The sequence below is a fragment of the Actinoplanes couchii genome (genome assembly GCF_016862075.1).
GTDB classification, from domain to species: Bacteria; Actinomycetota; Actinomycetes; order Mycobacteriales; family Micromonosporaceae; genus Actinoplanes; species Actinoplanes couchii.
The window spans coordinates 18566-38373 of sequence record NZ_BOMG01000065.1; the positions used below are offsets into that span (position 1 = coordinate 18566).

The window sequence follows — 19808 nt, forward strand, 5'->3', positions numbered from 1 at the left end:
TCCCGCTGGTGGTGGAAACGGGATCGAAAGGTGCGCAAGTGGCGATGTAGGTTACCCGCGTGACGACGTTCAGTGCCCGGGAGCGCTGGGTCCTCCTGATCGCCAGCGCCTGGTTGGTGATCGGGCTCCAGCTCGACGCCTACGCCCACGCCACCACCCCCGAGCTGGAGACGTTCTGGACACCCTGGCACGGCGTCCTCTACTCCGGTATCGCCGCGTCCGGCTTCACCCTGCTCTGGATCATGCGGTCCCGGCTGCCGGGGATCCCGACGTACGCCTCGGTCCTCGCCCTGCCCAACGCCCTGCGCCTGCCGCTCGCGGGCATGGCGTTCCTGCTCGTCGGCGGCGGTGTGGACACGCTCTGGCACAACATCTGGGGCATCGAGCGGGACATGGAGATCTTCGTCAGCCCCAGCCACGAGTTCATCATCCTCGGCATGGTGCTGGTCGCGATGGGCCCGGCACTGATGCTGGCCACCGGCCCCGAACGCACCCTGGGACTGCGGAACGCCCTGCTCGTCGGCGTCTCCACGCTGTTCACCGTGCTGCCGGTGCACATCTACACCCTGCACGCGTCGAGCATCGGCTTCCGCCAGCTGGGCAGCGGCCAGGAGCCGATCCCGGTCTTCTCGCCGGACGCGCAGCTCATCCACGGCTACGTCGTCAGCACCGTCCTGCTGCTCCTGCCGTTCATCGTGATCGGCCGGCGCTGGCCGCTGCCGATCGGCCTGCCGTCCACCCTGGTCGCGATCGTCGCCGTCCTGATGCACCTGATGTTCGACTCCCGCGACGACTGGTGGCCGGCCCTGACCCTGGCCGCCGCGTCCTTCGCCATCGAACTCGCCTGGCGCCTGGCCCTGCTCTTCGTCACGTGGCCCGCGAACGTCCGCTGGGTCCTCTTCGGACTGCTCACACCGCCGGTCGTGTGGGGCGCGGTCCTGCTGGTGGGCAAGATCCAGGAGGGCAGCACCGGCTTCAACGTCCACATCCTGACCGGTTTGCTCACGCTGACCGCCCTGACCGGCGCCGCCACCGTCCTGGTCACCCGCAGCATCCAGCACCTCCCCAGATGACCCGGTTCCTCGTCGTTCTCGCCGTCGTCGCCGGGACGCTCGTCGTCACCGGCGGTCCGGTGGCGGCTCATGCCGGCGGCCTGACCGCCACCGATGCGCGGGGCCGGGTGGTCGCGGTCTCCCCGTCCGTTCCGGGTCTGACGGTCGAGACGATCGAGGCAGGCGCGAGGCTGCGTCTGCGCAACGACACCGGCAGTCCGATAACGATCAACCCCGGCGGCGGTACGGCCGCCCCTGCCGTGGTCGCCCCCGGCACCGAGGTGACCTGGATCGACACCCGCGCCACCCCCGACGGCCGCACCGTGCCCGCCAGCCGCACCGTCCCGTGGACATTGACCCTGGACGCGGCCGGCACCCCGGTGACCGTGACCGGCGAACTGGTGGGGGAGAAGCGCCCCCGGCCCGCCGTCTGGTGGATCGCCGCGGCCCTGACCGGCGCGGCCCTCCTCCTGGCGGCCCGCCGACTGACCAGGGCGCATCCCGCGGCCCACCGGCACCCGTCGGATTCCGCGGTCCACCCGCATCCCCACCCGTCGGATTCCGTGGGCGAGCCGCCCGCGCACCGGTTGCTTCGCGCCGACCTTTTGCTCGCTGTCGCGGGCTCCGTCGCCGCGCTGGCCTCGGCCGCTCACGTGATCGGCTCCACCCTCGCGGTCGAGTCCGCTCCGATGGTGACGACGTTTCTGAGCGCGGCGGGTATCAACCTGCTCGCCTGGCCGCTGGTGATCGGCGGCGCGGTGACGGTCCTCCGGGGCCGGGCCGCCGGAGTCCTGGCGGTCTGCGCCGGAGCGGCCCTGACCGCGGTCTTCGTCCTCCCGGACGTGACCTCGTTCCACCGCCCGGTCCTGCCCTTCGCCGGCCCCGCCACCCTGGAACGAGTCCTGGTGGTCCTGGCCCTCGGCCTGGGCGCCGGTGTGGCGATCGCCGGTGCCGGAGTCCTCCGTTCCTTGGCCGAGAGGGTGTCTGACACGGATGGTTCCTTGGCCGAGAAGGCGTCTGACACGGATGGTTCCTCGGCCGGGAAGGCGTCTGACACGGAAGGTTCCCTGGCCGAGAGCGCGTCCCCCGCCGAAGGCCCCTCGGGCGAGCAGGCGGCTGACGCCGAGGGCCCGCCGCGTGATGTCTAGCCCTCCGACCCCGCTCGCGCACGGTGTCGGCAGTTCCGAGGATCTGCCGTTGCCGCTGGACCTGGTGTTGTAGGCCGGTGCCGCCGCCGTCGTACTGTCGTTTCTGATCGCGGCCTTCTGGTGCCGCACGCCCCGCCTGAAACCGGCCGAACCAAGAGACTTCGGCGTGACCCGCTGGCTGCGCTACCCGATCCTGGCACTGGCGCTCTATCTCACCGGTTACGCGCTGATCGGCCCGCGCGGCCCGGAGAACCCCGCCGCCCACGCCCTGTTCGTCTGGCTCTGGGTGGGCCTGGTCCTGGCCGGTGTGATCCTGGGACCGATCTGGCGCGGCCTCAACCCTCTGCGCACGATCTTCACCCTGCTGCGCCTGCCACCCGAGGGCCTGCGCCCGCTCGGTTCCCCGGGCTCGACCTGGCCTGCCACCGCGTACCTGCTGCTGTTCGTGGCCTTTGAACTTGTCGTGCCGCACCACGGCGATCCGGTCGCGGTCGGCCTGTTCCTGCTGCTGTACGGCCTGGCCCAGGTGGTGTCGGCGGCGTTCCGGGGCGAGGAGTGGTTCGCCCGCGGCGACTGTTTCGAGGTCTACTCCGACCTGGCCGGACGCCTGAGCCCGCTGCGCCGTCCCGGCCTGTTCTCCGGCCTGGCGACTCCGGCGCTCCCGGGTGTGGCGGCGTTCGTGGCGGTCTGGTGGGGTTCGACGGTCTTCGACAGCGCCGGAGCCCTCTGGGGCGCCCCCGGCCTGATCCTTTTCTGCGCAGCCGTCTACCTGGCGGTGCGGTGGACCGCGGGCCGTCTCGACGTGACGATGTCCCTGATCCCGATCGCCGCCGCCTACACCCTGGCCCACTACCTGTCGCTGCTGGTGGTCGAAGCGCCCCGGGGTGTCCTGCTGCTGGTCGGCGCAGCGCCCGGCGCCTGGGATCCCCGGCTGATCCCCGAGGTGATCGCCGCGATCCAGATAGCCCTGATCCTGATCGGCCACGCGATCGGCGTGCTGGTCGCCCACGACCGGGCCTTGGCCGAGAGCCCGTCCCGGCCACCGCTGGCGGTGCTGGCCGACGAGTTCCCCCTTGTCCTCTTCATGATCGCGTGTACATGGACTGGTCTGTACCTGCTCTTCGTCCGGTGACATCTCACTGACAGTTCGGATGAGAAGATGTCTTCGCATCGATACCTTCTCCGGCATGCGCCGCGATCTGACCGATGTCGATGCCCTCAAGGCTCTGGCCCACCCGCTCCGCCAGCGGATCTTCACCCACCTGAACCGGTACGGCCCCGCCACCTCGGCCGACCTGGCCGCCAGGTTCGAGGCCGACCGCGGCGGCACCAGCTACCACCTGCGCCAGTTGGCCCGTTACGACTTCGTCGAGGAGGACCGGTCCGAGGGGCGCCGCAGATATTGGCGGGCCAAACCGCTCGACCTTCGCCTGCCGTACGACGCCGAGGATCCGGAGATCTCCGCCACGGCCGACGTCATCAGCCGGCAGTGGATCGAGGACGCCCAGCGGAATCTGTTCACCTACCTGGCCGATCACCGGTCGTACGGCGAGTTCGGCGAGGCGGCCATGAACTCGTTCGGCACCACCACCCTCACCGCCGCGGAGCTGAGACAGTTCGGCGAGGAGTACGTCGCCTTCCTGAGCCGCTGGCACCGCCCGCCCGACGCGGCCTCGGCGGGCGCCCGCGCGGTGACGGTGCTGTTCAACGCGTTCCCGACGCCGTCGTGAGCCTCTGGCGCAACCGCGACTTCACCCTGCTCTGGGGCAGCCAGGTCGTCTCGTCACTGGGCGCGACGATCACCGGGACGGCGATGCCGCTGCTGGTCCTGGCCACCACCGGCTCCGCGCTGGACGCCGGACTGGTCGGCGCCGCCGGCACCCTTCCGCACCTGATCGTCAACCTGCCGGCCGGCCCGCTGGTGGACCGCTGGAACCGCCGCCGCATCCTGCTGGCCAGTGAGATCGCCGGCGCGCTGACGCTGCTCACCGTGCCACTGGCGCTCTGGTCCGGCGTACTGAACATCGCCTGGTTGTGTGGGGTGGCCTTTGTCCAGGGGGTGTGTTTTGTCTTTTTCGGGCTGGCCGAGGACGCCGCCCTGCCGATGGTGGTGACCACCGAGGAGCTGCCGTCCGCGATCGCCCACAACGAGGCGCGGAGCCGGGCCGCGGCGCTGGCCGGACCACCCGCCGGCGGCGCGCTGTTCGGCCTGGACCGCGCGCTGCCGTTCCTGGCCGACGGCATCTCGTCGCTGATCGCCGCCGTTGCGCTCCTGTTCCTCCGCCGCGACCTGCAGAAACCACCGGAGGGCCCGCCGGAGCCGCTGTGGCGTTCGGCGATGACCGGCATCCGGTACGTCTGGCACCACCCGCTGATCCGGGTGTCGCTGCTGCTGATCGCGGTGAGCAACGCCGTCTTCCAGGCCCTGGTCCTGGTACTGGTGGTGCTGGCCGGCGACCAGGGCGCGACCCCGACCGACATCGGCGTGATGATGGGCGTCTACAGCATCGGCGGCCTGCTGGGCGCCCTGGCGGCGGGCCGTCTGCACCGCCGTTTCTCGTTCCGGGCGGTGCTGGTCGGCATCAACTGGATCTGGGCGGCGTTACTGCCGCTGCTGCTCCTGACCACACACCCCCTGCAGATCGGCGTGATCGGCGCCCTGTGCGCGTTCGCCGGCCCACTGTGGAACGTGGTGATCTTCGCCTACGCCGGCACGGTGGTCCCGAACGACCTGCTGGGCCGGGTGATGAGCGCCGGCGCCACGGTGACCTGGGGCGTGATGCCACTGGCGTCGCTGGCCGTCGGAGTCCTGCTGACCACGGCCGGCCCCCGAGGTGCACTGTGGTCCCTCTCCGGCGTGATGCTCACGGCCGCGCTGGTCGCCACTTTCACCCCCAGCGTCCGTACGGCCGCCAGAAGCCCCGCCGCCACCAGCCGGCACTGACGCCCCGCCGAGATTGCCAGGGGTCAGAGGCGGCGCAGGACGCAGACGACCTTGCCCAGGATGACGGCGTGGTCGGCGGGGATCGGCTGGTAGGCCGGGTTGCGGGGGAGCAGCTCGGTGTGGCCGTCGCGCTGGCGCAGGACCTTGACCGTCGCCTCGTTGTCGAGCATGGCGGCCACGATCTCGCCGCTCTCGGCGACCGGCTGTTGACGGACCACCACCACGTCGCCGTCGCAGATCGCGGCGTCGATCATCGAGTCGCCCTTGACGTTGAGGGCGAACAGGGTGCCCCCGCCGACCATCGACGCCGACACGGTCAGGTGGTCCTCGACGTGCTCCTCGGCCAGGATCGGGGCGCCGGCCGCGATCGCGCCCAGCACCGGCACCGTGACCAGGCGACCGGCGGTGTCCGGCTCGGTGGCGGCCGGAGCATCCAGGAAGGCCTCGGCGGCGGGGAGCAGCTCGACGGCCCGCGAGTTGTTGGGGCTGCGCCGGATCAGGCCGTGGCTCTGCAGGACACCCAGTTGGTAGGAGACCGAGGACGGGGAGACCAGCCCGACCGCCGCACCGATCTCACGGACCGTGGGCGGATAACCACGGGAGCGCACCGAATCCCTGATCACCGCGAGGATGCGCAGCTGGCGGGCGGTCAGGGGTAGGTGGGGGTCTGCACCACTGTCGATGCTCATGGCCGCACCTTACCCCATGATTAGATCAGATGTACGAACGGTGACCGGAAACCGCACGTTCGGGGGACGCCGACGCGGGACCGTTGGCCGATGACCAGCGCGTTCCCGATGATGAAGATCATTTGGTGCCAAGCATCTGGGAGTACGCCGACCAGGTCGCGGCAGGGGACACCGGTGCGTGGAAGGCCGCTACCCTGCGTGCCGCCATCCTGCTCGCGCCGACACATCCGGTGATCAGTCTGCCCAGCCGGCTGCCGGTGCACCAGGTGCTGGTGCACACCACGGCGCTGATCGTCTACGGGCGCACCTACGGGGCCGACGTCCCGGGGCGGCACGTGGTCTCCGGCCCGGAACTCGCCGCCTGGCTGACCGATCACGCCCTGCCCGGCCCGGAGAGCGGCCCGGGCAATCTGGCGGTCGCGGTCCGGCACCTGCTCGAGGGTGTCGCGTCGATGCTGCGGACGGCCGGTCACCGGATCCCGGAACCGGCCCGGCGTTCCCTGGACCGGCACTCGCCGGACCCGGTGGTCCAGCAGTGGCACGACCTGACCGACGTCGACGAGGCGTTCCCCGGCCCGCTGCTGTGCCTGGGCGTGGCCGCGATGTCCGACACTTTCGGCCCGGCGATCGTCTGAGGTCAGACCACGGGAAGCGCCGACGGCGTGAACCGGTCACCATGTGGCCCGAACAGGTGCAGCACCTCGGCGGCGGTCCGGTCGGCGGGCCCGAACCAGTGCGGCAGCCCGGCGTCGAAGTCCGCGGTCTCACCCGGCTTGAGCAGCCGCTCCTGATCGGCCACCAGCAACCGGACGGTCCCGGCCAGTACGTAGAAGAACGCGTGCCCCGGGTGGGTGACCAGGATCGGTGGTTCGGCCGACGGGCTGAGGATCTGCTTGAAGACCTGGAGCCGGCCGGGGTACGTGGTCAGCGGGATCACCACACTGTCCAGCCGGGTGCGGGTCTGCCGGTGGTGCGGGGTCAGGTGGATCCGGGGATCCCCGGTCATCGGCGCGCCGATCATCTGTTCCAGCGCCATCCGGTACGTGGTGGCCAGCGGCAGCAGCAGGTCCAGGGTCGGGCGGCGTTTGCCCGCCTCCAGCCGGGACAGCGTGCTCACCGAGATGCCGGTCGCGGCGGCCAGCTCCTCCAGGGTCAGCCCGCGGTCCTGCCGGATCCGGTGCAGGCGGGGACCGATGTCGTCGAGCAGTTGCTGCAGCGCGGGTTCCACAGGTGCAGTTTGCGGTCTTCGCAAGATGTCTCGGCCGGTGGGGGCCACCGCGGCGACGATCGGCGGCATGACGACTGAAACCGCACGCCGGTGGCCGGTCCTGGCCATCTGCGTCACGAGCATCTTCCTGGTGGGCCTGGACACGACTGTCGTCAACGTGGCGCTGCCGTCGATCGGCGGCGAGCTGCGGCTGGCGATCAGCGACCTGCAGTGGGCGATCGACGCGTACACCCTGGTCCTGGCCAGTCTCCTGATCACCTCGGGCGCGCTGGGTGACCGGCTCGGCCGCCGGCGGGTGTTCCGGATCGGGCTGGTGCTGTTCGCCGCCGGTTCGGTGGCGTGCGCGCTGGCGCCGTCGATCGGCGCCCTGGTCGCGGCCCGGGCGCTGCAGGGGGTGGGCGCGTCGATGCTGACGCCGGTCGCCCTGGCCATCGTGATCAGCGGGGTCACCGAGCCCCGGGAACGCGCCCGGGTGATCGGGGTGTGGGCGGCGGTGTTCGGGCTGAGCATGGCGGCCGGCCCGCTGCTCGGCGGGGCGCTGATCACCGGGCTGGGCTGGCGGACCGTGTTCTGGATGAACCTGCCGATCGTCGCGGTGGTGCTGGCGCTGACCTTCCGGTTCGTGCCGGAGTCCCGCGCGCCCCGGGCCCGGCGTCTGGACCTGCCCGGTCAGGTGCTGCTGACCGCCCTGGTCGCGGCGACGGTCGCGGTTCTGATCGAGGGGCCGCGGCTGGGCTGGGGATCGCCGCTGCTGCTCGGTGGGTACGCCGCGATCGTCGCTCTGCTGACCGTGTTCGTCCGGGTGGAGACCCGGCGCGACGAGCCACTGATGGACCTCGGGCTGTTCCGCCGGGCCCCGTTCACCGCGGCGGTCGGCGGGGCGGTGGCGATGTTCGTGGCGCTCAACGTGACCCTGCTCCTGGGCACCCTCTACCTGCAGCAGGTACGAGGTCTGACCGCCCTCGCCGCGGGCCTGGTCACGCTGCCGATGGCGCTGGCCGCGACGGTGTTCGCGCCGCTCTCCGGCATGCTGGTCGGCCGGGCCGGGCCCCGGCTGCCGCTGCGGATCGCCGGGGCGGCCACGATGCTCGGCGGAGCGCTGCTGGTCGGGCTCGGCGACCGGACCCCGATGCCGGTGCTGCTGGTGGCGTACCTGTTCATCGGTGTCGGCATCGGTTTCGCGAACGCCCCGATCACCAACACCGCGGTCAGTGGTCTCCCGCCGGCCCGCGCCGGGGTGGCCGCCGGGATCGCCTCGACGTCACGCCAGGTGGGCGCCGCCCTTGGTGTCGCCCTGGCCGGTGGCCTGCTGGCCGGGATCGCCCCGGCCGGGCTGGCGGCGGCGACCCGGCCGGGCTGGGCGCTGGTCGCGGCGTGCGGCGCGGCGGTCCTGCTGGCGGCCCAGGTGTCCCCGGCGCTCCGCCCCGCCCCCGCGACGGTGGTGGGCGCCACCCGATAGCCGGCCGTCACTTTCCTCAACAGGCCACCTCCGGAGCCGATCAAAGCAGCGTGAACCGAAGAGACCCGGCGCTAGCCGTGGCCGTAGCCTGGACCGTCCTGGCCGCAGCACTGCTCTTCACGTTCCACACCGACTCGGAGGCCCAGGTCAGCATCTTCTGGGCGTTCCAGCCGCCGCTCGACCTGCTGTTCGCCGTCTGGTCCTGGCGGGTCTCCCGGATGGCGACCGGGGCGACCCGCCGGTTCTGGCGGGTCCTCACCGTCTCCGGAACCCTGTTCACGATCGGCGACACCACCCAGTTCGTGCTGTCGCTGGGGCAGCGTGACCGCTGGTCCACCACCGGCGGCGACGTCCAGTCGACACTGTTCGCGGTCGGGCTCGGGCTGATCGTCGTCGCCATGCTGATCCACCCGCACGCCGGCCGCAGCGGGCGGGACCGGATCGCGTTCTGGCTGGACTCGGCGACCGTACTGGTCGGTGGGATGGTGGTGGCCTGGTGTTTCGCCATCAACCCGGAGGACATGCGGACCAACCCGGTCGGTGCGCTGGCCGGCGCCGCGGTGGTGCTGACCTCGGCGTTCGCGGCGGTCAAGATGATGCTCAGCGGCAACGCGCCGATGCACCGCAACGCCGCCCTGCCGATGATCTTCGCGGCGATCGTGAACGCGGTAGGCGTGTTCGCGGCGCCGAACGCCGAGGAGTCGCTTCCGGCGTACGTCTACGTGATCCGTTTTCTGCCCTCGCTGCTGATCGCTGTCGGGCCACGGATCCAGGAGATCACCGCCCGATTCGACGAGACGGCGTTCGGGGCGCGGCGCCGGAAACCGTACAGCCTGCTGCCCTATGGTTCGATCTTCGTGGTTTTCGTGGCGATGATCCTGGTGCTGCCGGAGGACCGCGACGACGCCCGCCTGTGGGGTGCCGTCGGCGGGCTCGGCGTCATCGTCGCGATGGTGGTGGCCCGGCAACTGCTCGCCTTCCACGACAACAAACGCCTCATCGAGAAACTCGACAGCACCCTCACCGAGCTGCGCGAACACCAGGTCCGGCTGCGCCGGCAGGCACTCTTCGACGACCTGACCGGGCTCGCCAACCGCACCCACTTCCGCGAGGAGGTCAGCGCCGCCCTGGAGCACGCCGAGCCGGGAACGGTGTCGCTGCTCCTCGTCGACCTGGACGGATTCAAGGCGGTCAACGACACGCTGGGGCACGCGGCCGGGGACGCGCTGCTGGCCGGCGTCGCCGACAAACTGCGGTCCGCGGTCCGCGCCGGCGACCTCCCGGCCCGGCTCGGCGGCGACGAGTTCGCCGTGCTGCTGCGCGACTGCGACCACCTCGACGCCGAACGCACCGCGCAGCGCATCCTGCAGGCCCTGACCGTCCCGATCCCGGTCGACGGCACCGCGGTCCGGGCCAGTGCCAGCATCGGCGTCGCCTGTGCGGAATCGGACGACGACATCCGCAGCCTCCTGCACGCCGCCGACACCGCCATGTACGCCGCCAAACACGACGGCAAAGGCACGTGGATGCGCTACGACCACAGCATGAGCTCGTAGAACCCGAACCCGAACCCCGAAGATCCTTGAAGGCCCGTTATTTTACGAATGACGGAGGGTGCCCGTGGCTACGACGCGAGGCCGGCCCGTCACCGGGCCGACCCGCGACCGCCGGGCCGGATGCGGTGGTCACCGCATAAAACCGACCGCGACACCGCTCTTGGAGCGCACCCGCGTCCGTTATGACGCGGTGCAGGTCACCGCTGCCGGGGCGTTGTTGGTTCCGGTCCACGACGCGGTGAAGCCCCAGCTGGTGGTGGCGCCGGCCGCCAGCCGCCCGTTGTAGGCGGCGTTCTTCGCGGTCACCGTCTCACCGGAGGTCGTCACCGTCGCGTTCCAGCTGTTGGTGAACCGCTGCCCGTTGGGCCAGGTCCAGCTCACCGTCCAGGCGGTGATCGCCGAACCGCCCGCCTTCACCGTGACCTCACCCTGGAAACCGCCCTGCCAGGAACCGGTGGCCGCATAGGTGGCGGTGCAGCCCGCGTTGCCCGGCGGAGTGGAGACCGAGGCCGAGGGTGACGGCGAGGTCGACGGGGACGGCGAGTTCGACGAACCGGACGGGGACGGCTGGACCCCACCGAAGATCGTCGCCTCCTTCGCGGTCGCCTTGATCCCGTTGGCCCCGTTGAACAGCCGCTGACCCCACGTCGTCAGCTGCGCCGGGTTGAAGTTGGTGACCAGGTCCAGGTATTCGACGCCGCCCCCGTTGCCGCTCCACGACCAGCCCAGATAGCCGACGCCGTACTGCTGCGCGGTGGCCAGGATGGTGTCCTCGTCCGGGTCGCCGTCCGAGTGCAGGTGCCCGAACTCGCCGATCACCAGCGGCAGCCCCGCGGTCCGGAACCGGGCCAGATAATCGGTGATCTCCGCGGCGGTGTCGAACACCCCGTACATGTGCACCGAGAAGACGACGTTCCGGTTCGGGTCGGTGGCGAACACACTCGCCGCGTTGTCCCGCATGGTGAACGACCAGTCCTGACCCCAGTTCGGCGCGTCCACCATGATCTGGTGCGCGAACCCGGCCGCCCGCAGCCGGGTGATCGCGTTCTTGGTGTCGGCGACCCAGCCCGCGGCGTTGGTGTTCCCGTACGGCTCGTTGCCGATGTTCAGGATGACGTAGTTCTCCTGCCCGTCGAGCGCGCTCTTGATGGAGATCCAGTAGTCGACGGCCTGAGCAAGGCTGGCCGCGGCGCCTTCTTCGCCGTATCCGGTGGTGTCGTGCACCTCGAGAACACAGATCAGCCGGTTGGCCTTGCACTGACTGATCACATTGGTGACGTCGGCGGCGTCGTTCCGGGTCCACCGGTTCCCGCTGCTCAGCACCACCCGGACGGTGTTGGCCCCGAGCGCCTTGCTGTTGGCGAGCGACCCGAGCTGACTCGTGTACCAGGTGTGCGCGTGGTTGACCCCGCGCATCACGAACGGATTGCCGTTCCCTTCCAGGATCCGGGTGCCGGAGACGGTGAACCCGGTGGCCGCTTGCGCGGGCTGGGCGACGGCCAGTCCCACCGCTCCGGCACAGAACGCGACGACCAGGGATGCGACCCATTTCCATCGAAACGTAGTCATAGTTCACTCCAGGGGACGGGGATGACATTGGGAGCGCTCCCAATGTGCCCGTAAGAATTCAAGATTGTCAACGTCGGCCACATTTCGCCGACGCGCCGGAGCCCCGCGGGTTTCGCCTGACTGTTCGGAGGGTGTGGCCCGCCGGTTGATGATCACCCTGACCGAATCGGTCGTAGTTACTCTACGTTGCAAGGAGCAGCTTGACAGGTGTGGCGAAGGGGGTGAGAGTGACCAGCTTCAGGTCTTTGACCTGGACTGTTCCCGCCGCACGTGAAGGACTGGCCAAACATGGACCTGCACCCTGACGACCACGAAGAGTTGCTGAACGGCAATTCGACTCTGGAGAAGTGGCGGCGCAGTGATCACGCGTTCGAGGTGGCCGAGGAGCTGATGCGCATGCACGGAGGCTCCGTCCCGATGAGCGAACTCCTGTGGCTGGGCGCCGAGGCCTGGCTCCCACGCCAGTGGCGAGCGGGCCGGGCCCCCGAGCCCATCGCGGCGGCGGTGCAGGTCTTCAACCGCTGGCGAAAGCTGGAAGAGCGCCGCCTCGAACGCCGGAACCGCCCCACCGACCCGGCCTGACGACGAGCGCGGCGGCGGGGTCAGCGGAGTGTGGGCGGGTGCGGCAGGGTCGCCGGGAGCAGTTCGGCGGTGCTTCCGGTGGTGCGGTGGACGTCGGTCGTCAGGGGGTGCCGGCGGAACAGGCGGCCGCTGAAACGCAGCCAGCCGACGGTTCCGTCCGGGTTCCGGAGGAAGTCGGCCCGGCTGTGGGCGTCGGAGCCGTCCGGGGCCCACACCAGCACGTGATCCTTACGGTAGAACGGCAGCAGCATCTGTTCCACGCCGTCGACCCGGCCGCTCAACCGGCCGTCCGCGGCCACCAGGTCCAGGACGATCCGGGCCGGTTCGCCGGCCAGGCCGATCTGGTCGGCGACGTACCGCCCCTCGTACTCGGCCAGCGCCTCGGGCGGCAGGGTCCGCGGGGTGGCGGGCAGGTTGTGCAGGCCGGCGAATCTGCTGATCGCCCAGTCGCCGCCGAACAGTTCGGCGGTGAGCAGCGGGCCGCTCTCCGAGTTGGTCAGGACCGTCAGGGCGAAGTCCCGCTCCGGCACGATCATGAAACCGGAGTGCTGGCCGGGCAGGTCGCCGCCGTGCTGGACGACACGCGGGCCCTCGGCGGTGGGCCGCAGCATCCAGGTGACACCGGCGCCGTCCAGCTCGACGAAGAGGGTGCCGCCGGGGCCGGGCCGCCACCGCATGGCGCGCAGCGACCGCCGTTCCAGCAGCGGACTGCCGTCGCCGAGGTGGTAGCGGGCCCAGGCGAGCTGGTCGCGGGCGCTGGAGAACAGGCCGCCGGCGGGGTGCAGGCTGCGCGGGATGGCCAGCGCCTCCGGCACGGCCACCACGTTCCCTTCCAGATCGAATCCATGCGGTACGGCTACCGCGGCGCCCGGGACGTCATCCGGGGAGAATCCGCTCTGCCGCAGCCGCAGCGGGTTCAGCACGAGGGCGCGCAGGGCCGTCTCGTACTCGCTGCCGGTGGCCACTTCGATCAGCCGCCCGGCGACGCCGATGGCCGCGTTGTTGTACGAGAACACCTGACCGGGCGGGGTCAACTGGGGCACGGCGGCCAGCGCTTCCACGTACCCGGAAAGGGTGGGTGTGCTGGTGTAGACGTCCCCGAGCCAGCCCGCGCTGTGGTTGAGCAGCTGCCGCAGGGTGACCCGCCGGGACGCGGCCTCGTCGGCGGTGCGGAACCGGGGCAGGTAGCTGCGCACGGTCCGGTCCAGGTCGAGCCGCCCGTTCTCGACGAGACGCATGACGGCCGTGCCGGTGAAGGTCTTGGTGGTCGAGGCGATCCGGAACAGGGTGTCGGCGCCGACCGCCCGCGGGGCGGCGACGCTGGTGACGCCGAACCCGCCGACGTAGTCCCGGCCCTGGTGGCGCAGGCCGTAGGCGACGCCGGGAATCCGGTACGCCGCCATGCCGTCCTGGATCTTCTCCTCGAGGTCGCGGACCGCGCGTGGCAGGCGGGAGTCCACCGGAACCCCAGCGGCGGGCAGTGCGGCAGCGGTGCGGAGAACCATGCGACGAGACACCATCCAGACCTCCCGATGTTCCACAATGCCCTGTCCGTGCAAGTTGCACATCCCCGAAGATTTCGTTGACGTTAATCAATGGCTGGCCTACCGTGCCAAGGAAAGCGCTTTCCCCCAGCGCATTCCCCGCATCGAGGAGACTGGCGTGCGCAGGCGTACCTTTCTCGGAATGTCCTCCGGCCTCGGCATCGTGGCGACCGGCGTGGTCCCCGACCCCGCCCGGGCCGCCGGCCCCCGGCCCCATCTGATCGTCGCCGCGGACGGCAGCGGCGACCACGACACCGTGCAGGCGGCGGTCGACGCCGCACCCACCGCCCGCACCGAACCGTTCGTCATCGGCGTCCGTCCCGGCACCCACCGGGGTCAGGTGATCGTCCCGAAGACCAAGCCGCTGCTGGAGTTCCGTGGTCTCGGCCGCCGCCCCGAGGACGTGGTGATCGCCGACGACCGGGCCAACGGGACGGTGAAACCGGACGGCACCACCTGGGGCACCTCGGGCAGCGCCTCGGTCACCGTCGACGGTGCCGGGTTCCGGGCGGTCAACCTGACGTTCGCGAACCTGTTCGACGAGGCGGCGCACCCGGAGATCACCAACCGGCAGGCGGTGGCCGTGCTGACCCGGGCCGACCGGCTGGTCTTCGACCGGGTCCGGTTCCTCGGCAACCAGGACACGCTCTATCTGAACAGCAGCGCCGCCGGGGTCGTGGCCCGGGTCTTCCTGCGGGACTCGTACGTCGAAGGCGATGTCGATTTCATCTTCGGCCGGGCCACCGCCGTCTTCCAGCGCTGCCGGATCCACTCGCTGGACCGGGGGAGCACCCCGAACGGGTACGTCACCGCCCCCAGCACCGACAGCACCAACCCGCACGGGCTGCTCTTCGACCGCTGCCGGTTCACTTCGGACGCTCCGGCCGGCACGGTGTTCCTGGGCCGCCCGTGGCATCCGAGCAACGACCCGAACGCGATCGGTCAGACGGTCATCCGGAACTCGTGGATCGGCGCGCACGTCCCGGACGTGGCGTGGAGCGACTTCGGCACGTGGCCGTGGGAGGACGCCCGGTTCCGGGAGTTCCGCAACTTCGGGCCCGGCGCCCTGGTCTCGGGAAACCGTCCCCAGTTGACCGCCGAGGAGGCCGCGACCGCCACGGCCGGAGCGTTCCTGTCCGGTGACGACGGCTGGGAACCGCAACGCTGCTGATCCGCTCGTGTGGGTGACGACGGTCGGCCCGGGCCGGGGAGTCCACATATTCTCGGCCCGTGCCGGTCTCTCGTAAGCGCAAGAAGTCTCACAAGTCCACAGTCGCGGCCCGGGCCGAGCGCCGCCGCCTGCACACCAGGCAGGTGCAGCTGACGAACTCGCTGCGGGCGATCGCCGGCGCTCAGGAGGAGGGGCAGGCGAAGCGGGTCGAGCTGGCCCGCCCGCACGCCGCGGACCTGGCCGGCCTTCTGCTCGGTTCCCGGCTGACCGGCACCGCGCTGGAGGACGAGATCTGTGCTCTGCTCGGCCCACTGCTGGCCCGGTTGGGCGATCTGCCGATGGAGGGCTACGTCGGCCCGGACCACCTGGCCACCGCGCTGATCGACGACCTGCGCGAGCGGGCCGAGCCGGGGGAGAGAGCCGGCGAGGTGCTGCGGGCGGTCGCCGCGATCATGCCGATGCCGCTGCGATCCGGCGCCGGGATCGAGCCGGCCGCCCCGGAGACGGCCGGCGAGGTGCGCTGGACCCGGGACCGGTACGGCAGCCGGTTCGCCATCATCGCGCCGTTCAGCACCCCGGAGGGCCCGGTCCGCTGGTACCTGTGGGACGTCGACGCCTGTGACTTCACCCCGAGGCCCGAGCACGCCGGCTTCTACGCGTCGCCGGAGGAGGCGCTGGCCGCCTGGCAGGTGGCGGCGGGAGCCGCGGCGGCCGGTGGCACGTCCTGGCGGCGGATCGACGACTCCCGGCTGCTCGCCGGTCTGCTGCCGGGCCCGGAGGAGTACGGCCCGCTCGGCGGCGAGACGGCCGGCCAGTTCGCCGAGTACCACCGGTGCCGCCGCCTGGCCGAGGTGGTCCTGGAAATGCCGCGGGTCCTCGCCTTCGACCCGGTGGAGACCGCTCTGGACGCCGGGCCCAAGGCGTTCGCCGCCTGGCTGCGCACCGCGCCGGACCGTCCCGAGCCGGACATCTTCCTTGTCGAGGAGCTGTTCGACATGTGGCCGTCGAGTGTGCCGGAGTTGTTCGACAGCTGCTCCCCGCACCGGGCCCGGGCGGTGGCCGAGCAGATCCGCGACGAGTTCCGGGACGCCGCCGACGATCTGCTCGACCTGCTGCCGTTCTGGGTGACGTGGCTGGCCGAACGCTCCGGCCTGCCCGCCGAACTGCGCGACCGCAGCCTGGAGAACTGCTAGAAGCCGCGCGGGTGCCAGACGGTCTCCGCCGGGCGGATCACCCGCTGGAGAGTGTCCGCGGCGGCCCGTTCCAGGTCGGCGGTGTTGTCAGGCGGAGCGGTCGAGGACGGGGCCGAAGAGACGTTTGGCCTGGTCGGAGCGGAGTGCCACAAAAAGGCCGGTTGCCTCGACCAGCGCGGTGGTGGGGGCGGTCGTGGTGGTGATGGCGCCGGTTGCGGTTACCCGGCGGCCGTTGACCTCGGTGATCGACGCGGTCATCCGGAGTGGGGTGTAGAGAGGGACCGGGCTTCGGTAGACCGTGTCCAGGCGGACCGTCATGCCGGGGTGGCCGGCCGTTGTCACCGCGTAGCCGAGCATCTGGTCCAGCAGCATGGCGCTCACCCCGCCGTGGGCGAAACTGGGCGGGCCCTCGAACGCGCGGCCCAGGGTGCAGGTGCCGATCGCCAGGTCGCCCTCGCGGTGCATATCGACCGGGGGTGCGAACGCGCTGCCCTCGCCGGTGACCGGGTTGTAGAGACGGATCCCGCCGAGCAGGTCGTCGGCGCTCGCGGTGTCGAAGCGGCCGCGTCGGTGTTCGCCGAGCGGGGCCGCGGCCTGCCGGATCAGCTCGGCGGCCCGCAGGATGTGCTCGGTAGGCATCTCGGTGGCGGTCGCGTTCTCGATCAGGAGGCGCAGTGCCTCGCCCAACTCGCCGATCGCCGCGCGCCGCCGTGGCAGCCGTCCGTTCTCGGTTTCACCCACAGCAACAGGTTCCTCTACACAGGAGTATCGGACCTAGTGAATCTCATCACACTGCTATAACCTGTTCTAGTTATTGCGGCGGCGTAAACGGGTTGACGGATGGGGATGCCATGGCGGTCAGCGTGGAATACGACGTGGTCGTGGTGGGTGCCGGGGCTGCCGGGATGACCGCCGCGCTGACGACCGCGCGCAGCGGACTGAACACGGTTCTCGTCGAGAAGGCGGCCGTCTTCGGTGGGTCCACGGCACGATCCGGGGCCGGGATCTGGGTGCCCAACAACGAGGTCCTGCTCGCCGCGGGTGTGCCGGACAGCTTCGACAAGGCCGACACCTACATGGCCGCCGTGGTCGGGACGGACGTGCCGGCCGCCCGGCGCCGGGCCTATCTCACCTACGGGCCGCGCACCATCTCCTACCTGCTGCGCTGGACGCCGCTGAAGTTCGCGTGGATGCAGGGGTACCCGGACTACTATCCGGAACTCCCCGGCGGGATGCCGAACGGGCGCTCGATCGAGCCGCAGGCCTTCGACCTGAACATGCTCGGTGACGAGGCGACGCACCTGAATCCGGCCTACCAGGCCAGCCCGCCGGGAACCGTGGTCTACACCGTCGACTACAAGTGGCTGTCGCTGATCGCCCGGCATCCGAAGGGGCTGGCCACCGCCACCGAACTCGTCTGGCGCTACCTGCAGCTCTCCGCCCAGGGGCAGAAACCGGTCACGATGGGGCAGGCGCTGGCCGGCGGGTTGCGGGCCGGGCTGATCGCGGCGGGTGTGCCGGTCTGGCTGGACACCCCGCTGCTCGACCTGCACGTGGAGAACGGGCGGGTGGCCGGGGTGCTGGTCCGCCGGGACGGCGCCGAGACCCTGATCCGGGCGCGCCGCGGGGTGGTGATGGCCAGTGGCGGGTTCGAGCACAACGAGCGGATGCGCAAGCAGTACCAGGCCGCGCCGATCGGGGTGGACTGGACGATCGGCGCCGACTCCAACACCGGCGACGGCATCGAGGCGGGTCAGCGGGCCGGGGCGGCGCTCGGGCTGATGGAGGACGCCTGGTGGGGGCCGATGATCCCGCTGCCGGGCGAGCCGTGGTTCTGCCTGTCCGAGCGCACCCTGCCGGGCACGATCTTCGTCAACCAGGGCGGCCGGCGGTTCGTCAACGAGGCGGCGCCGTACAGCGACGTCGTGCACACCATGTACGCCAAGGGGCACGTCCCCTGCTGGATGATCACCGACCAGGACTACCGGAACCGGTACCTGTTCAAGGATCTCGCGCCGATGCTGCCCTATCCGGACGACTGGTACACCAGTGGCGCCCTGGTCAAGGACTGGACGATCGCCGGGCTGGCCGCCAGGATCGGCGTTCCGGCGGCGGCCCTCACCGCGACGATCAGCCGGTTCAACGCCCAGGCCAGAGCGGGCAAGGATCCCGATCAACACCGCGGCGACAGTACGTACGACGCCTACTTCGCCGATCCCACCAACGTCCCGAGCCCCTGTCTGGCACCGATCTGGCTGCCCCCGTACTACGCCTTCAAGATCGTTCCCGGGGATCTCGGGACCAAGGGTGGCCTGCTCACCGACGCCAACGCCCGGGTGGTGAAACCCGACGGGTCGGTGATCCCCGGGCTCTGGGCGGCCGGGAACGCCAGTTCCGCGGTGATGGGGCACAGCTACGCGGGCGCCGGATCGACCCTCGGACCGGCGATGACGTTCGGCCACGTGGCAGGCCTCGACATAGCGGCCGCCACGGCTTGATGAGGAGGAAGACATGCCCAAGGTGAGCGTGACGGCCACGACGGCGGCCGACCCCGACAAGGTGTGGCAGGTGGTCACCGATCTGCCCCGCACCCCCGAGTGGAACACCATGCATCAGGGCTTCACCGGTGACGTCCCGGCCACGGTCGCCGAAGGTACGACGTACAAGCAGAAGGTGAAGTTGATGGGCATGCCCGCCGAGATGGCGTGGCGGGTGGTGACCGCGGACGCGCCGGGGAATCTGGAGATGGCCGGCGACGGGCCGATGGGCGTCAAGGCCAAGAACCGGTTCATCATCGTGCCCGAGGGCGCCGGGTCGCAGATCACCTACGAGATGGAGTTCGCCGGGCCGGCCCTGAACGGCCCGATGGCCGCCATGCTGGAGAAACAGGCCGGGCCCGCCGCGAAACAGGCCCTCGACAAGCTGATCGCCCTGGTCGGCTGACGGCACGTGCCGGGCTGAGCCGGGAAAAGGCGGCGACGTGCCGGGCTGAGCCGGGAAAAGCGGCTCAGGCCGGCACGTCTCAGTTGGCCGACGGTGGGGAGAGCAGGAGGCGGGTGGCCAGCTCCAGGTGGTTCACCACGTCGTTGGCCGACGCGCGCCGGGTCACCCAGGCGACCAGGTTGGAGAGCCAGACGTCGCCGATCACCCGGGCCTTGGCGCGGTCGTCGGCGGTCGGCTCGGAACCGTCGTCGGAGTGCATGGCCTGGGTGAACATCTCCTCCATCAGCCGGGCCACCGCGTTGACCTCGGCCGACGCCGACGGGTCGGCGAACATGAAGGCGCGGGTCATGGCCTCGGCGAGCAGCGGCTCCCGCTGCATGGTGCGGGTCATCCGGCCCAGGACGAAGAGGGTCCGCTCGTACGGCGTATCACCCGGAATGGGTTTGCGCCCGATCTTCTCCTGGATCGTCTCGAACTCGACCGCGAGCGCCGACACCAGCAGGTGGATCTTGGACGGGAAGTAGCGGTAGAGCGTGCCCAGGGCGACGCCCGCCTTCTCCGCGACCGTGCGCATCTGCACCGCGTCGTAACCGCCCTTGGAGGCGAGGGCCAGCGTCGCCTCCAGGATGCGCCGACGCCGATCGCGCTGTGCCGCCGAACCCTGCTCGGCCTCCGCGCCGGACAGAGCGGCGCGCGTGCTGGTACCCGTTCTCGCTGTTGCCATGGTCGC

At 70.8% G+C, this 19808-nt stretch carries 19 protein-coding genes; 13 read left to right on the plus strand and 6 right to left on the minus strand.

Annotated features, from left to right (window positions below; all coding sequences use genetic code 11):
• The first annotated feature begins 59 nt into the window (after nt 1-59).
• The 5 genes from Aco03nite_RS27345 (at nt 60) to Aco03nite_RS27365 (ending at nt 5144) form a co-directional block, all read left to right on the plus strand.
• On the plus strand, nt 60-1073 hold the full coding sequence (locus Aco03nite_RS27345) for a hypothetical protein (RefSeq protein WP_203799388.1): 1014 nt from the start codon (nt 60-62) through the stop codon (nt 1071-1073).
• Nucleotides 1070-2200 (plus strand): hypothetical protein, encoded by a 1131-nt coding sequence (locus Aco03nite_RS27350; protein ID WP_203799390.1) that lies wholly within the window; start codon nt 1070-1072, stop codon nt 2198-2200. The genes Aco03nite_RS27345 and Aco03nite_RS27350 overlap by 4 nt, the downstream gene beginning before the upstream one ends.
• 166 nt (nt 2201-2366) lie before the next feature.
• The gene (locus Aco03nite_RS27355; RefSeq protein WP_239145465.1) at nt 2367-3332 is read left to right on the plus strand and encodes a hypothetical protein; all 966 of its coding nucleotides are present in this window, start codon (nt 2367-2369) and stop codon (nt 3330-3332) included.
• Nucleotides 3333-3387: 55 nt separating this feature from the next.
• The gene (locus Aco03nite_RS27360; RefSeq protein ID WP_203799392.1) at nt 3388-3930 is read left to right on the plus strand and encodes an ArsR/SmtB family transcription factor; all 543 of its coding nucleotides are present in this window, start codon (nt 3388-3390) and stop codon (nt 3928-3930) included.
• Nucleotides 3927-5144, plus strand: coding sequence for an MFS transporter (locus Aco03nite_RS27365; RefSeq protein ID WP_203799394.1), 1218 nt, complete (start codon nt 3927-3929; stop codon nt 5142-5144). The genes Aco03nite_RS27360 and Aco03nite_RS27365 overlap by 4 nt, the downstream gene beginning before the upstream one ends.
• A 23-nt stretch (nt 5145-5167) precedes the next feature.
• On the opposite strand, the gene lexA is transcribed toward Aco03nite_RS27365, so the two are convergent.
• On the minus strand, nt 5168-5833 hold the full coding sequence (gene lexA / locus Aco03nite_RS27370; protein ID WP_203799396.1) for a transcriptional repressor LexA: 666 nt from the start codon (nt 5831-5833) through the stop codon (nt 5168-5170).
• 125 nt (nt 5834-5958) lie between these two features.
• Here lexA and Aco03nite_RS27375 point away from each other — a divergent pair, with 125 nt between their 5' ends.
• Nucleotides 5959-6468, plus strand: a complete 510-nt coding sequence (locus Aco03nite_RS27375; RefSeq protein ID WP_203799398.1) for a hypothetical protein — start codon at nt 5959-5961, stop codon at nt 6466-6468.
• A gap of 2 nt (nt 6469-6470) precedes the next feature.
• On the opposite strand, the gene Aco03nite_RS27380 is transcribed toward Aco03nite_RS27375, so the two are convergent.
• The gene (locus tag Aco03nite_RS27380) at nt 6471-7061 is read right to left on the minus strand and encodes a helix-turn-helix domain-containing protein (protein WP_203799401.1); all 591 of its coding nucleotides are present in this window, start codon (nt 7059-7061) and stop codon (nt 6471-6473) included.
• Nucleotides 7062-7128: 67 nt separating this feature from the next.
• Here Aco03nite_RS27380 and Aco03nite_RS27385 point away from each other — a divergent pair, with 67 nt between their 5' ends.
• Nucleotides 7129-8520 (plus strand): DHA2 family efflux MFS transporter permease subunit, encoded by a 1392-nt coding sequence (locus Aco03nite_RS27385; RefSeq protein WP_239145466.1) that lies wholly within the window; start codon nt 7129-7131, stop codon nt 8518-8520.
• A gap of 50 nt (nt 8521-8570) precedes the next feature.
• Complete coding sequence (locus Aco03nite_RS27390) at nt 8571-10076, plus strand: GGDEF domain-containing protein (RefSeq protein WP_203799407.1); 1506 nt, start codon at nt 8571-8573, stop codon at nt 10074-10076.
• A 180-nt stretch (nt 10077-10256) separates the two neighbouring features.
• Here Aco03nite_RS27390 and Aco03nite_RS27395 read toward each other — a convergent pair whose 3' ends face one another.
• Nucleotides 10257-11645: a cellulase family glycosylhydrolase gene (locus tag Aco03nite_RS27395; protein WP_203799409.1), complete on the minus strand. Its 1389-nt coding sequence runs from the start codon at nt 11643-11645 to the stop codon at nt 10257-10259.
• A 288-nt stretch (nt 11646-11933) separates the two neighbouring features.
• On the opposite strand from Aco03nite_RS27395, the gene Aco03nite_RS27400 reads away from it, so the two are divergent.
• Entirely contained in the window at nt 11934-12227 is a 294-nt protein-coding gene (locus Aco03nite_RS27400) for a hypothetical protein (protein WP_203799412.1), read from the plus strand.
• 20 nt (nt 12228-12247) lie between these two features.
• Here Aco03nite_RS27400 and Aco03nite_RS27405 read toward each other — a convergent pair whose 3' ends face one another.
• The gene (locus tag Aco03nite_RS27405) at nt 12248-13732 is read right to left on the minus strand and encodes a serine hydrolase domain-containing protein (protein ID WP_239145467.1); all 1485 of its coding nucleotides are present in this window, start codon (nt 13730-13732) and stop codon (nt 12248-12250) included.
• A gap of 157 nt (nt 13733-13889) precedes the next feature.
• Between Aco03nite_RS27405 and Aco03nite_RS27410 the strand changes: the two genes are divergently transcribed.
• Nucleotides 13890-14942, plus strand: a complete 1053-nt coding sequence (locus tag Aco03nite_RS27410; protein ID WP_239145468.1) for a pectinesterase family protein — start codon at nt 13890-13892, stop codon at nt 14940-14942.
• A 59-nt stretch (nt 14943-15001) separates the two neighbouring features.
• The gene (locus Aco03nite_RS27415) at nt 15002-16135 is read left to right on the plus strand and encodes a hypothetical protein (RefSeq protein WP_203799418.1); all 1134 of its coding nucleotides are present in this window, start codon (nt 15002-15004) and stop codon (nt 16133-16135) included.
• A gap of 87 nt (nt 16136-16222) precedes the next feature.
• On the opposite strand, the gene Aco03nite_RS27420 is transcribed toward Aco03nite_RS27415, so the two are convergent.
• Nucleotides 16223-16876, minus strand: coding sequence for a hotdog domain-containing protein (locus Aco03nite_RS27420; protein WP_239145469.1), 654 nt, complete (start codon nt 16874-16876; stop codon nt 16223-16225).
• A gap of 110 nt (nt 16877-16986) precedes the next feature.
• Between Aco03nite_RS27420 and kstD the strand changes: the two genes are divergently transcribed.
• Together kstD and Aco03nite_RS27430 are read left to right on the plus strand one after the other, a co-directional pair.
• A complete protein-coding gene (gene kstD, locus Aco03nite_RS27425) occupies nt 16987-18633 on the plus strand; it encodes a 3-oxosteroid 1-dehydrogenase (protein WP_203799427.1) in 1647 nt (548 codons plus the stop codon).
• Between the two features lie 13 nt (nt 18634-18646).
• A complete protein-coding gene (locus Aco03nite_RS27430) occupies nt 18647-19078 on the plus strand; it encodes a type II toxin-antitoxin system Rv0910 family toxin (protein ID WP_203799429.1) in 432 nt (143 codons plus the stop codon).
• 79 nt (nt 19079-19157) lie between these two features.
• Here Aco03nite_RS27430 and kstR read toward each other — a convergent pair whose 3' ends face one another.
• Entirely contained in the window at nt 19158-19802 is a 645-nt protein-coding gene (kstR, locus tag Aco03nite_RS27435) for a cholesterol catabolism transcriptional regulator KstR (RefSeq protein ID WP_203799431.1), read from the minus strand.
• Nucleotides 19803-19808: the final 6 nt, after the last annotated feature.